Genomic DNA, 13,294 nt, shown 5'->3' with positions numbered 1-13,294 from the left:
GCTGCGTAGCAGTCGTTGGTGAGCGCACATCCGAACTTCTGCTTTGGGTCGACTGCGGAAACTGGAGCGATTATTGTAATCGCCGGTGCCATCTTAAAAAAGAAGAAGAGTTTGCACGCCAGGTGCGCAACGCGCACCTGGCTATGCCGTCCCTTCGATCGTCCCCCGCTATTTTTGCCTCACGTAGGGTCTTGCAGATCCGTATAGAGGCGGGTGCGCCGGATGGCATCGAGTATCTCGGAGAGCGGCACTTCGATGAATGCGATTTCGGCGATCGTCCAGATCCGTTTACTGGAGATGCCAGAGGCTAGCATTTCGCCTAACGCATCCGACTGCTCAAAGCCGTGCACCACGGCAAGCGCGAGCAACGTATCGATCAGTTCGTTGATGCGGGCGCGGCTCCAGGGCGACGTCTCAGGTGCGTGCGCGACTGTGCCTGCGAGCACGAGCAAGGCGGCAGCGATACCCTTCCCAGCGTCAGCGATCCAGCTGCCAACCGTTATCGGTTTTGATCATGCCCAGCGTATAGTGGAACTGAAGGGTGTTCTTACCGTCGAATCCAGGACCGTTGACCTTGTTGAAAAGATCACGGGCGACATCACCTGGGAAATTCGGACAGGCTTGGTCGAATTCTGTGCGGAACGTTCTCGGGCCGTAACCCGAGACGAGTTCCTGATACAGTGCCGCCTGTTTCTGCTCATCGTCCTTCAGTGTCGGATCGTCAGCGGCATTGCTACCGTTGTCTGAATCGTTCTTCCGAATCTGCATTTCCTGCCTGAGTAGATCCTGGCGATCAGACGTCTTCTTTGTCCACGCCTCCAGCTTGTCCCTTTGGTCGCTAGCGGCTTTAAGGGTCAGGTTGTACTGCACCTCGACCTGGTAATGGCGATCATCGCTATCTTCGACGCCATTAACCCGATTGAAATCGGACATCTCGACATATTTGCAATCACCAAGCGCCGATTGAACGGCTCGTTTCGCATCGGATTCGCTTGGCGTGCTGTTTCCGCAGGCAGCGAGCAGCACGGCAAGTGAAGCGCACAGCGCGAGACATGCGGATTTCGTGTGAATTGTCTTCATGGGTTTGATTTCCTGCGAAAGTAATGAAGCGATAGCCGACTGCGCTTACGCGACCGGCGGCTAAATGGGTTGATACGAAGAAAGAGGGATTCGTTTTCGACTGCGAACCCCTCCTGAGAGATGGACGACTAAGATGACAGGATGGCTGCTTACGGATTGCCGTACTGCCAGGAGTTAACGTAATACTCACCATCTGCCTGCCAGCCGAGCTGAACCTGTACGGCCTCCTCTGCCGTCGCGGTTGCAGTTGAAGTGAGCACATCGGTGAACGACGTATTGAAGGTAAGCGGCGAAGGTGTGTTGCCGCTGCTCGATCCCCACACGGTCGCGTCATACGTGGTGGCCGGTATGCTGGTCTGGGCGGCGCCGAGCGAGTTGATCGATGCCCAGAAGTTCGGATAGAACGAACTGGCCGGAATCGTCCAATCGAGCGAAGCGGACGTGCCCGGTGCACTTTGCGTACCGGAACCACCCGGCGTCAGGTAATTCGCGATCACGTCGGTGCCTAATGTCTGCCAGGCTACCGTGCTGCCTGCCGCCGCCGCATAGTTGTGGGCGATGTTCTGGATCTGTTCCGAACGGATCTCGGTGCCGGTCGTGTCGTACAGCGTGACTGTGTAAACGCCGAAATTCGTGATCGTCGAGACGTCCTGAGAAGATGATGCATATTCCGGCAGACCGTTGGGCGAGAACGAAGTCGTGCTGCCCGAGATCGGTGCCCATGCCCACTTGTAGGTCGTGGACATGCCGCCATTCACTCGATTGCCGGTGCTCGTGAGCGGTGCGGCAAGCATACCTGTCGGAATTTCCAGATAGCCCGCTCCCGTGCCGTTTCCTGCGGTCTGGAACCACAAACCGCTGGCGGGCAGGCCTGGTCCCGTCACCACGGCAGAACCGACGCCCGTGGTCGTACTGCTGACCGTCACCGAAGACGGAATCTGAATGTCGAGACCCGACTCGTAGTGCGCATTGGACGCATCCGCTGAATCCGTGTACTGGACACGGCCGAGGAACGACGCGATGTAGGTGCTGTCCTGCAGCTGGTTGCCGATGATGTCCCATTGGCCGTTGGGCAACTGCTGCACGTAATCCATGCCGAAGTCGGGCATGCCGTCCGGATCGGTCATCAGCAGATAGACCAGCGCAGCTGGATTGCTGATGCCGGCGAGCGTACCGGCGGGCAGGAAAGCTACCGTCTTGATGCCGGTCAGCATCGTGCCCTTGACGAAGAGCGTATGACGCTTCTCGAAGCCGGCGACGCCCGTGCCGATGCCGTTGTTCAGGTAAGTCGCATCGATTGCAGACGTGCAGTTGCTGTCCGATGTGTCAGTGGCACCGCCCTGGACGTCCGACGCACAGGCTGCCAGTGCAGTTTGCAGGCTCGCCAGATAGTTTGCTGGTGTGGTGGGCGCTGCGAGTGCCGTGGATACGGTCGTGCTGGAGCTGAGCTGGATCGCCGTATCGGGGTTCGCAAGACTCGTGATCTGAAGACCCGCACCCGATGCCGAAGGCGTGACTGCGACGGAATCGATCACGGCATCTGCGCGAGTCTGGTTGGGGCTAAACGTCGTGCCGATGGGATCGAAGCTGGCCGCCACGCTGTTGGCCGAGAGGATCGGGGCGATCGCGGCGTCGAGGGTGGCTTCCGCCGCGGTAATGGCAGACGGGGTGATGGCCGATGCGTTACCTGCCAGCGCGGCCGGATTACCCGACTGGGTCATGAGGGCGGCGACAGCCGTCGTCAGCGGCGTCACGTTCGCCGTCACCGGCGCGCCGCTGGCCGTACTGGTGCTGGCGACCACCGAATACAGCGTACCCGACACACCTGATGGATCGGTCGCGGTTATCAGGAATGGCGCAGTCAGTCCGGACAGCGAGACGTTGTACGTGCCGTTCGCTCCGGAAGTAGCCGTTGCGCTCTTGCCGCCCGCATCCGTGACCGTGACGGTCGCCCCGATCATGGCCGTGCCGATCGCGACCGTTCCGGTCATGGCTGTTGCCGCGGCGGTCGTCGGCTGGCTGCTCGCCCCAGACGGCGATGACGCGCTGCTGCCGCCGCCGCCGCACGCGGCGAGAATGACACTCATGGATGCGCACAGCGCGAGCCGTGCGATCCCCGTATTGGATCGGATTTTCATTCTTCTTTAGTCCTTGATGGTTGGTATGTACTACGGCGATGAAGCGGCGAGTGCCGCTGGTATTACGTCTTTGGCCGGGCAATAACCGTCGTACCGAGGCGGGTGCGTGCACTGACGAGACCACGTCGTGCAGCTTCCCGCATGGCGCGATTGACGGTGTTGTTATGGACACCCATGAAGTCGGCCATCAGGCGTTGGGAGGGCAGTACATCGCCTGCCAGGGTCTGGCCGGCGCGTATGGCCGTTTCCAGTGCGGCGACAATGGCACTGCAGGTCGAACCGCACTGCGGGGTTACGTTCAGGTAACGCAATGAATTCATGGATTGTTTTCCTCTGGATGAGAAGCCCGGGAGCGCCATTCGCGATGAGCGACAGGACCACTAAAGCGTCCAGTCACGCCCTGCGACGCCCGAGGCCATCATTGTTTTGTAGTGTTTACTCGACAAAGTGGGGCGCGCGGGCAGGTGCCGCCCACATGTCCAATCGCCTGTATATCGGCCCAGAATCGTATTACTGAAGAGTAAATGCTACAACAAATGAAGTGTTTATTACGTCGATAGTCAGTCGACAGGTGGGCATCCTGCACGCCATGACCGTCAAGCGCTCACCACCTCCCGCCGCCCGTCCTGCCCCGATCTCGATTGCTCTTGGCAAGCGGATCAAGGAGTGCCGGCACGAAGCCGACAAATCGCAGGAAACGCTCGCTTTCGAGGCGCATGTCGACCGGACCTACATCTCGGCGATCGAACGCGGCATTGCGAATCCGTCCGTCGAGACGCTGGCCAACATCTGCCATGCGCTGAATGTGACGCTTGCTGAACTGTTTGTGCCGCTGGACGGTGTGTCGCTGAAGCCGACCGGCGCGCGCCGCGCGAACGCGGCGACGCCGCCCGAGATCAAACGCAGCCGCCTGCGCTGACTACGGAGGCGCGGTGACGTTGCGGACCGACAGCGCGCCTGCGAACGTGATGTCGCGTGTAGCGTCCGGCGACAGATAGCGCGGCCGGCCACGCCCGCGCACGTCGATACGGGCGTTGTATCCTGCCAGTACCGGGGCATTGCCCGCCGGGTCGAGCAGCAACAGCGCGTGGGGTGTGAAGGCACGCTGTTTCCGGGTTCCTTCGATGCCGGTCACGAGCGCGGCATGCCACTTCACCGGATGCTGCTGGCCCCAGCCGATAACGACGGGCCGACCTGCGCCGAGTTCGCGTCCGGCAAAGCGCACCAGTTCCGTTCCCCTGGCTATGCACGTTGCGGTGCGGATGCCGAGATTCAGCTCAGCGATAAAACTTGCCAGTTCCGGGAGCGTCAGTCCGTGCAGGTAATGCTGCCAGGCGTGATCCCATACAGCGGCCTCATTGCCGGTCCTGTGATACGGCAGATGAACCGGATCGGACAGCTTGCCGAGCATGGCAAGCGCCATTGCGACGCAATGCAGGGTGCTGCCGCCGTCCCAATGTCCCTGCCGGCTGAAGAGCGGGTTGCCTGAATCAATGAGTGCGGGCTGCTGGCCGAGGCGGATGCCTGGATGAAATTTCTGGATCAGCATGTCAGTAGTCGTCGGGCAGCAGGATCGTCGTGACCGAGCGATCCGCTTCGGTGATGATCCATACCTTCCCGCCTCCCGGTAGCGCATAGCTTGACAGCAGACGCTTACCGGTCAGCAAGGCCAGTTCGTTCGAGGCGAGGTCTTCCACGGAAAGATCGCCCCAGTCGCCACGAATGTGGCGCGCGAGCAGTAAAACTCCCGAGATTCCCGCTGCATCGAGTACGTCCTGCGCGGCTGGTGTGATAACCGGTTTGCCCATCGGAAAGCGTGGACCGTTCTTCGTATCGAGGCTCATGAATGGGCCTCCTGGACGTATTGCGCGATTGGCCACGCTGGATAGCTGCGTCGGGTTGTCGACACCGATTGAGCGCGCTGAGCGGTTACGACTTCGTCGAGCCGCTCGACGGTGGTAGTTGAGCGGTCCCATTCCGTGGTCACGATGATCCGGTTGCCATCAGGCAGGCGATATATCGACAGCAGGCGTAGGCCTGCGGCGATCGACAGGTCGTTCTGTTCTTTATCGTTATCGGAAACGCTGCCCCAGTCGCCAGCAATGTGACGCAGCATGACGCTAATGACGGGAACGCCGTTCGAGCGCAATGCAGCAAGCGCAGCGGGCGTGATGAGCAGCTTGCCTGGATGAAACAGCGGCTTCAGACGTGCGGTTTGATTCATGTGGAATCTCCAGAAAATAGACGGGCATGGGCCTCCGGCGTTGTGACCGGCTACGTGCTTCTGTTAATTGAGAGAACGCCGACGAAGGGCGTCGGCATAGGTCGGTGGAGTGTTACGGCTTGCGACGGGATGGACCGCCCAAGCTCAGCGAGTAGCATTGCGGCATTGGTGTTCAGCGCAGGTGCGATGCACGCTACATACGGCATGGACGCGAGCGAACGCACCAGTTCGCGCTTGCGGTACTGTTCGTAGCACAGGGCAGCGGCGATGCTGATCGCCGTGATGCCTGCCACGACACCGATCCCTGTCAGTAAGGGGCAAGGGCGCGGCGGGAGATGGATGAAACGGGTTTCAGACATGGGTTCTCCAGATAAAGGACGAGGGTGTGCCTCCGGACAGAGCCGGATGCGAGGTCGCTGAAACAAGGGAATGAGGAAAGACGCCGGACGCGTCCGAGGGGACTACCGTGCTTGCGAAGCGAGCGCGTTGGGGTATGCCGTCACGTTGCGTTCGACGAGCTGTCGACGTAGTGCAGTTGCCCTGGCCTGGGAGCAACCAAGATGGCGGCGAATATCGGCGACCGTCGCGCGCACGCGACCAGCCGCGATGTCATGGACGAGCTGCGTCACGTCAACGTCAACAGCATCCGCGACGGGTAGCTGCGAGAGGGGGGCGTCCGGCGTCTCGTGACTGTTACTCACCGTTTCGCAACTAACGGTCGACGATGTGTGGCCGGACATCACTGCCGCGACTGCCGTTACTGCTGGCTGGGTCACGCGAGTCACGTCAACGACTGGTTCCGGCAGCGGCGCGACGACTGGCGGAGTCGCGGTGACAACTGGAGCGGGCAGGGGTGATGACCGCAGCGCGACTATCCACAACAGGCACGCGACGCCTTCCAGGACCGCAGCGAACGCGAGCCCCGACAGCAGATCGACATGAGCGGTAGTCGTGCCGAGTAACGCCGCGAGTCGCGACGTGACCGGATCGGCCCGTAACGCGTCACGCTGCGCCGTGACCCGGTCGTCCTCAGCCTGACGACGCCGGATGTCGTCGCGTGCCGCATCGAGCGCATCGAGTTTCGCCGCCAGCGTGACGCGACGTGCTTCCAGTGCCGGACAGTCCTGTGCACAGCGCTGCATCCGCGCGAACGCAAGCTGACGCGTGACCGTTGCCCGTTCCGACATTACCGCGGTCAGACTGCGACCGGTCTGCGGAAAGCCGGCAGCGATTGCCGTCGATGCCCGCCGTTCTCCGGCGTGCTGCTGGGCGAGCACGAAGAAGACGGTATGGCCATAACAGGCAGTCGCCAGACACGCGACCCATAGCAGGCTACCTGTTGCGCGCACGGAGATCGGCATGTGCCGGATGAGCGCGGGTAGCAGATGCGCGCTGACGACCAGCACGACGCCGACCGCGACCCACACGACCCGTTCGGGTAGCGAACCCCCACGCTGCCAGCCTGCCAGAACCGACAGGCTGAGCGCGGTGGCCGTTGCGCCGACTGCAAGCACGCACGCCAGGCGGGCTGGCACCGTCATGCCGTCGCTCCGCCAAGCAGCACCGCCTTGCGCTCCAGCTTCTCGCGCAGCGTCGAGGACGCAGGGGCGGACGTACCGGTCGTGCCCGCATCCGTCGCACCCTGTGTTGCCCCCTGACGATCGGTCCTGGCATCGGGGTAGAACTCCTCGGTGACCGCTGCCCGCTCGTCGGGGCTGTCCTCGAATGCACCGTTCGCGAAGCCTGCGCGCGCCGCCGCATCGAGCGCTGTCTGATCGAACCCGGCTTCCCGCCGTCGCGCATCGAGTTCCTGCGCCTGCGCGAGTGCGTCTTCCAGCGAACTGCCCGCCCGTACCCCGAGATCCGCGTAATAGACTGCGGTGCGAAAGCTCTGCGTAGTGGATTTGCCGCGCAGCTTCAGTTCGAGCGGCAGGCACGCCAGCAGGTTGCCCGACACCGCACTGAAGTAATGAAGACGGGCGGCGAGACACCGGATCGAGTTGTACGAGGTAGTGCGCAGGATGAAACTACCCAACTCGTCTTCATCCCCGATCACGACATTGAGCCGCCCGTACGGCTTGCAGCCACCCGCCTGACCGAATGCGCAGCCGTCTGGCGACGGACAGGGCAAGCTTTCGATGCCGTTGTCACCGGTCCGTTTGCACATTTCGCCATTGCCCACGCAGACCGGTCTGCCGGTGTCGCGGTCAAACAGCGAATACTCGGCGCGCAGGTTCAGAGCGGGGTCGCGGAACATGAACCGGATCGGGATCGCGCGCAGCTTGCCGGTGTTGGCTTTGCGTAGCGACTCGTTGACGGGGTGCAGGACCCAGCCGTCCCGGTTTTGCACCTGACTCGTGATCGTGAACTGGTCGTCCTTCTCCGGCAGGCGTTTGCCGTTCTTTTCAACGACGCGGCCAATGGAAATCCGCCCGATGACTGGCGGCGTGATGGCTAGACCCTTGAGCATGATTACTCTCCTGTGTATCTCAGACGGAAATGAGGAACCGGCGTGAGCCGGGTTTCTTGATGGCGTATTGCGGTTCAAGCTCGGGGTGATCGGCCAGCAACCGTTTCAGATCGATGCCGTCCGAGTCTTTGCTACGTTTGAACGAGACGTCGCCGCCCTCGAACCGCGCCCGGGATGCGTCGCCCATGGCCTGCTGGATGGTTTGCTTGAGCAACGTTTCCTGCTGTTCGCGCACCTCGATCTCGGCCCGGATGGCAACCAGATCGGCGAAGGCCGCAGACAGGCGACGGTCGTCAGTAAAGTCCACCGTGCCGGTATTGCCCGGATACAGGTGCCGTAACGCCCGGTCGGCAGATTCGCTTCCGTCCGCAGGCGGCGGGGTGTCGCTCGTCACGTATTCCCAGAACTGCGCCTCGAGCTGGATCAACCTGGCGATGAGCCCGTCGTCACGAGCGACGCGATGGACTTCAAGCGCCTGACCACAGAGCAGCACCGCGACATCCGCCGCCTGCTTTCCTGTCACCGCAAGCTGATGCTGCACCTGCAACTGCACGTATTCCGGTACGCCCTCGCGCCAGAGCCGTGCGCCGAATTCCCCTGCGGTCTTGCATTCGAGGATCTGCACTCCCGGCACGCCGACGATCTCGCGATCGAGGTTCGCGAGCATGAAAGGGATCGTCGGGTGCTGAAGGACGGCATTGACCTTGCGGACACGACGACCTGTCTGCTGCGTGTAGGCCGCAGCGACGATCGGCTCGAGCAAATGACCCCAGTAGACAGGTTCACTTGTGTCTGTCGGATCGGGCCGTAGCAGGCCGGCGTCCCTCCCGGTCTTGTCGAGCCACAGCTCCAGCTGCGACTGATACGGGTTGAGTCCCACGGCAGCCGCTGCGTCGGAGCCTCCTATGCCGGTCCTACGCACGGCGAGCCAGTCGTCACGGTTCAGGTCTCGCGTTTCCACGAGACGCAATGGCGGACGGTTTTTGCCGGATCCAGCTGTTTCAGATTGAGACATGAACGCCTCCACAAAGAAAAGCGCCCGGTGGGAGGAATCCCGACCGGGCGTGTATGCCGTAACGCAAACGGGCTCATGCGACGAGCTTCATGGACTCGTCCCATGCGCGCTGCTTGATGGTGGCGCCTGCGCCGAACCATGCTGCATCACGCCGGTGATCGTCGCTGTGTGCACGGCGCTGGTGATCTACAAACTCCGTGACGGAATTCACTAACCCCCATGCCGTACCGGATGCAGACGGCAGCGTGGCGCCCTTGCCGCGACCGGCGTAGAGCGTCTGCACTGCTTTGATCGCACTGTCGTTGATGGCCGGTGTCGGCATGTTCGGTCCGCCCGCCGGATACGTGAGGACCCGCCGGAAAAACGTTTCGGCTGCGGAGTCGCTGACCTTACGTTCCGAGAGTGCCTTCACGCGGACCATGAAAGAGTCCCAGGAAGAAACTGCAATGCCAAGCTGTCGTTTGACGGCCTGGGCGTCGAATTGGCTGCGATGCGGTACCTTCACTGCGCCGGTACTGTCGTTCCCGAGTGCGATGGAGAGCGTGTTGTTGCAGACGACGCGCACCGACGTGAATTGCGCTGTGGTCGCCAATGTGCCGTCGCAGGCAGTCGCCAATAACAAGTACGCGTTCACCTGATCTTTGCCCTTGAGCGTTGTGCTCTGGCCGGTGCGGGCGAGCGCCCACAGCTTCTTGCCGTCCTTGAGCACGCCGGCTGTTTCGAGTTCGAAGCCCGACACATCTGTGAGGTCTTTGTAAAAGTCCAGGATCTCGGCGGGCTGAACGACTTGATAGCGGCTGGAGACGACCGATAACGGTGCCTTCGTGTCCGAGCGGTATAAGACCTTCTGTTCAGGGAAAGCGTGGATGGAGCCAAGGCCCGAAGTGCCCGCGACAAAGCGCACTTCGGATTCCTCAATCTTCCAGTCCATGCCAGAGGCCTTGGCCCATACTTCCAGCGGTTGGTTCGGGGCGAGCTGGTTGCCGAGGCCGTGCCAAGGGGTGTCGCCGACAAATGCCATTGATTGAACGAGATGCATGAATAGCTCCTTGTAAACGGCATAAAGCCCGGCACGCGGCCAGGCAGATGCGGATGAAGTGAAAGAATGGCGGAATTGCGGAAGGAAAGAACTACAGGTCAGGCAGATGGTTTGCCGCGGCTGAAGGTGTGGTCGCAGGCGTGACAGTGGAAATTGTCGAGTACCTTTTCGTCAACGACTTCGCCGAAGACGGAGCCCGTGGCGCAGCCTGCTGCACCGCCGATCAGGCCGGCAATCACGGCTCCCGCAATCGCGCCGCAGACAGCGCCAGCAGGACCGGCCAGCAGACCGACCGTGGCGCCCGCTTCCGCACCGGACAATGCGAACGCGATGCCGCTCGTGATTCCGGCGAGGGTGCCGATCGCACCGCCCGTCTTGCGTGCCAGATTGCGCGCATCGACGCGGGTGGACTGGCATTTCGGGCAGTGTGGCACAGGGCCGGACGACGCGGCTGAACTGTCGCGCGGTGGCGCGAAGCGCTGTTCGAACGGTTCGTCTGCGCGCCCGGCCTGGTACGGCTCGTCTGGGTCAAATGAATCATGAGGTAGGTGCGGGTTATGCATGGCTCATGGCCTCCCGGCGGACTTTCTCGGTGTAGTGGCGGAAGCCGACCGATGTCAGTACGCCGGCCACGAAAACGATGCCGAACACGATGAGATATTCGAAGGGGGATGAGGTGGTGGGCATCACGACACTCCTGATGGGGTTCGCCAATGAGAAATTGCAGTGGCGGAGCGACAGGCTGCAGCCGCGCTCGGTGGGGTGATGTAGGTCTATTTTTATTTTGAATCGGGACTGGTGGCCGGTATGCGGCTATGGCATCCGGCTCAGTTCCCTTTTCAGACATTCGAACCCCAAGCATCCAATGGCTGCTCTTGCATTAATTGCAGCCGCTCCGGTAGTCCAACTCACCGGTGCCACTTCGATCGGGCTGCAGCGAAGAATCAAAGCCCCTCCCGTTGCGAAATTCTTGGTGTCGGCAGCGACGCGCTGACCTATCTCGGACTGCATCGCAGCGCCAGTGGCCTCAGAGTCGGCAAACCACGCGCTCGCAACTCGCACACCCGTCCCGGATTTGCCGACGATCCACACTGGCGGACCGCCGACAGGGAAAAATCTTACCGCCCCGTTACGCGCACCCTTAAAATAGACAAAAGTCCCAACGGCTCAAGGACATGACAACAAACGAAGCGTTTTCCCGGGTGCTGATCGACGCCCTGCTGGCGGATCAGGGTTGGAAGACCACCGACCCGACGCAGGTGCGGTACGAGTTGGTGATGCCGGACGGCACGCGTGCCGACTACGTTCTATGCGACCGGCATGGGCGTTCGCTGGCTGTCGTCGAAGCCAAGCGCTTCACGACGAACCCAGCAGACGCGGCGGCGCAGGCGAAGCGCTACGCGGAGCACCTGAAAGTCCCGTACATCTTTCTGACCAACGGCGCCGAAGTGCTCTTTTGGGAGTGGCAGAAGCAAGCCTTCCCGCATCCGGTGAAGACGTTTTTCAAGCAAGACGATCTCGAACGCCGCTTCGCGAGCCTGACCGTCCGCAAGGACCTGCTGTCCGTGCCGATCGACCAGAAGATCGTGGAGCGGGATTATCAGACCAAGGGCATCGACAAGCTCTGCGAGGAAATGCAGCAGGGCCGGCGCAAGTTGCTGGTCGAAATGGCGACCGGAACCGGCAAGACGCGGACGGCAGCCGCCCTGATCAAACGGCTCTTCGAGGCCAACGCGGTGACGCGCGTGCTGTTCCTGGTGGACCGCATCCCGTTGGCGAAACAGACGGAAGACGCGTTCGCGGAACACCTGACGGACTACCCGGCGTACGTCCTGCGCGCGGGCCGCCGGTTCCAGGACGAGAAGCGGATCACCGTGACGACGTTGCAAAGCATGATCAACGTCTACACCGAGTATTCGTCCGGCTACTTCGATCTGATCATCTCGGACGAGTGCCACCGGAGCATCTATGGGCAGTGGTCCGGCATTCTCAAATACTTCGATGGCGTGCAGATCGGCCTGACGGCCACGCCCTGCGTCGCCAACCTCGACGACGCGCAGGCCGACGAGGAAGACAAGCAGTTTGTGCGGGACACGTTGCGGTTTTTCGAGGTCGATAAGCCGACCTTCTCGTACAAACTGAAAGACGCTATTCAGGACGGCTGGCTCGTGCCGTATCAGGTCTACGCGGCGAAAACCGTGAAAACGGCTGCGGAAGGCGGGTTCGAAGTGAATCGCAAGGATCTCGACTGGTCCGCGATGGACGACGAGACCTCCGCCGAGTTCGAGCAACTGTTTGCGAACCGCGACCCGATCATGATCGACCCGGCCGCGCTCGAGCGCCGTTTCACGATTCCCGAACGCAACCGCGCGATCGTCCGCGAGTTCCGCGACGTGTTGCAGAACGGCTTCACGGACCACAAGGGCGTGCTGCGGATGCCACTGATCGGCAAGACCATTGTTTTCGCCGTCAACAAGAAGCACGCCGAGACGTTGGCGAACCTCTTCGATGCCGAGTTCGCGGACAAAAAGCCGTCGCCGGACGTGCGCATCGCCGATTACGTGGTGTCGGGCGCAGGGCCGGACGATACGGTCGACGCGATGGCGAAGATCAAGAGGTTCAAGAAAGAGCAGTTCCCGCAAATCCTTGTGTCGGTCAATATGCTCGACACGGGTTTTGACTGCCCGGACGTAGTGAACCTAGTGTTCGCACGCTTCACGCGTTCCGCGATCCTGTACCAGCAAATGCGCGGCCGCGGCACCCGCAAGGCGAAGAACAAGCCGGTCTTCACGATCTTCGACTTCGTGGGCGTGGTGGCGTACCACGGCGACGAGGATGCGGTCGGCGAGGGCGGCATCGTGGTATCGAAGACGCCGCAAACGAAGAAGTACGAGCCGACGCGCCTGCTGTCGCTGGACGTGGACGATCACATCGACCCGACCACGCGCGAGTGGATCACCATGGACGAAGATGGGAACATGCAGTTCCCGGAGGCCTCGCGGCAGCGCGCCGAAGAACTGGGTGCCCGCTTCGAAGCGTGGCGGTTGCAGCAGACCGTGACGGCAGAACAGGACCGCTGGCTGCGCATCCTCGGCGCGCAGATCCGCGCCAACGCCGACGGCCTCGCAGAGGTGTTCCCCGAACACTTTGCGCTTTTTCACACGTTTTCGCAGATGGGGGGGCTGCGCGAGGCAGAGCGGGTCTTCGGATCGAGCGAGGCAGTACAAAACCTCATCGCCTCACTCAACGCCGCGCTTTTTCCCATCGACGATTCGAGCGCTCCTGACGCTCTAAGCGACCAACCGGTCGCGCACTAACCTCAACAATA

The 13,294-nt window shown here is 61.6% G+C and carries 16 protein-coding genes; 2 read left to right on the top strand and 14 right to left on the bottom strand.

Annotated features, from left to right (window positions below):
* Positions 1-179: 179 nt before the first annotated feature.
* From BLQ92_RS00940 to BLQ92_RS00925, 4 genes are all read right to left on the bottom strand, one after another.
* A complete protein-coding gene (locus BLQ92_RS00940) occupies positions 180-446 on the bottom strand; it encodes a hypothetical protein (protein WP_176860721.1) in 267 nt (88 codons plus the stop codon).
* A gap of 31 nt (positions 447-477) precedes the next feature.
* The gene (locus tag BLQ92_RS00935) at positions 478-1,080 is read right to left on the bottom strand and encodes a hypothetical protein (protein WP_090680638.1); all 603 of its coding nucleotides are present in this window, start codon (positions 1,078-1,080) and stop codon (positions 478-480) included.
* A gap of 149 nt (positions 1,081-1,229) precedes the next feature.
* Positions 1,230-3,218, bottom strand: coding sequence for a cell wall anchor protein (locus tag BLQ92_RS00930; protein ID WP_090680635.1), 1,989 nt, complete (start codon positions 3,216-3,218; stop codon positions 1,230-1,232).
* Positions 3,219-3,280: 62 nt separating this feature from the next.
* Complete coding sequence (locus BLQ92_RS00925; RefSeq protein WP_090680633.1) at positions 3,281-3,538, bottom strand: GntR family transcriptional regulator; 258 nt, start codon at positions 3,536-3,538, stop codon at positions 3,281-3,283.
* A gap of 269 nt (positions 3,539-3,807) precedes the next feature.
* Here BLQ92_RS00925 and BLQ92_RS00920 point away from each other — a divergent pair, with 269 nt between their 5' ends.
* Positions 3,808-4,137, top strand: coding sequence for a helix-turn-helix domain-containing protein (locus BLQ92_RS00920; protein ID WP_090681830.1), 330 nt, complete (start codon positions 3,808-3,810; stop codon positions 4,135-4,137).
* On the opposite strand, the gene BLQ92_RS00915 is transcribed toward BLQ92_RS00920, so the two are convergent.
* From BLQ92_RS00915 to BLQ92_RS41035, 10 genes are all read right to left on the bottom strand, one after another.
* Positions 4,138-4,767: a cysteine peptidase family C39 domain-containing protein gene (locus tag BLQ92_RS00915; RefSeq protein ID WP_090680631.1), complete on the bottom strand. Its 630-nt coding sequence runs from the start codon at positions 4,765-4,767 to the stop codon at positions 4,138-4,140.
* 1 nt (position 4,768) lies between these two features.
* On the bottom strand, positions 4,769-5,062 hold the full coding sequence (locus BLQ92_RS00910; protein WP_090680629.1) for a hypothetical protein: 294 nt from the start codon (positions 5,060-5,062) through the stop codon (positions 4,769-4,771).
* The gene (locus BLQ92_RS00905; RefSeq protein ID WP_090680626.1) at positions 5,059-5,442 is read right to left on the bottom strand and encodes a hypothetical protein; all 384 of its coding nucleotides are present in this window, start codon (positions 5,440-5,442) and stop codon (positions 5,059-5,061) included. Before BLQ92_RS00905 ends, BLQ92_RS00910 begins: the two co-directional genes overlap by 4 nt.
* Before the next feature lie 50 nt (positions 5,443-5,492).
* Complete coding sequence (locus BLQ92_RS00900; RefSeq protein WP_090680624.1) at positions 5,493-5,801, bottom strand: hypothetical protein; 309 nt, start codon at positions 5,799-5,801, stop codon at positions 5,493-5,495.
* Positions 5,802-5,903: 102 nt separating this feature from the next.
* Positions 5,904-6,983, bottom strand: a complete 1,080-nt coding sequence (locus BLQ92_RS00895; RefSeq protein ID WP_090680621.1) for a hypothetical protein — start codon at positions 6,981-6,983, stop codon at positions 5,904-5,906.
* Positions 6,980-7,912: a recombination directionality factor gene (locus BLQ92_RS00890; RefSeq protein WP_090680617.1), complete on the bottom strand. Its 933-nt coding sequence runs from the start codon at positions 7,910-7,912 to the stop codon at positions 6,980-6,982. The genes BLQ92_RS00895 and BLQ92_RS00890 overlap by 4 nt, the downstream gene beginning before the upstream one ends.
* A 19-nt stretch (positions 7,913-7,931) precedes the next feature.
* Complete coding sequence (locus BLQ92_RS00885) at positions 7,932-8,927, bottom strand: YqaJ viral recombinase family nuclease (RefSeq protein ID WP_090680615.1); 996 nt, start codon at positions 8,925-8,927, stop codon at positions 7,932-7,934.
* Positions 8,928-9,000: 73 nt separating this feature from the next.
* Positions 9,001-9,966, bottom strand: coding sequence for a DUF932 domain-containing protein (locus BLQ92_RS00880; protein WP_090680613.1), 966 nt, complete (start codon positions 9,964-9,966; stop codon positions 9,001-9,003).
* Between the two features lie 98 nt (positions 9,967-10,064).
* Positions 10,065-10,529, bottom strand: a complete 465-nt coding sequence (locus BLQ92_RS00875; protein ID WP_244896607.1) for a complement resistance protein TraT — start codon at positions 10,527-10,529, stop codon at positions 10,065-10,067.
* Positions 10,522-10,653, bottom strand: a complete 132-nt coding sequence (locus BLQ92_RS41035) for a hypothetical protein (RefSeq protein WP_280517425.1) — start codon at positions 10,651-10,653, stop codon at positions 10,522-10,524. Before BLQ92_RS41035 ends, BLQ92_RS00875 begins: the two co-directional genes overlap by 8 nt.
* 488 nt (positions 10,654-11,141) lie before the next feature.
* Here BLQ92_RS41035 and BLQ92_RS00870 point away from each other — a divergent pair, with 488 nt between their 5' ends.
* Positions 11,142-13,283, top strand: coding sequence for a DEAD/DEAH box helicase family protein (locus tag BLQ92_RS00870; protein WP_090680610.1), 2,142 nt, complete (start codon positions 11,142-11,144; stop codon positions 13,281-13,283).
* Positions 13,284-13,294: the final 11 nt, after the last annotated feature.

The sequence above is a fragment of the Paraburkholderia phenazinium genome (assembly GCF_900100735.1).
Classification (GTDB): Bacteria; Pseudomonadota; Gammaproteobacteria; order Burkholderiales; family Burkholderiaceae; genus Paraburkholderia; species Paraburkholderia phenazinia.
Note: the sequence above shows the minus strand (reverse complement) of the source record. Positions and strands in the feature narration are given on the sequence as shown.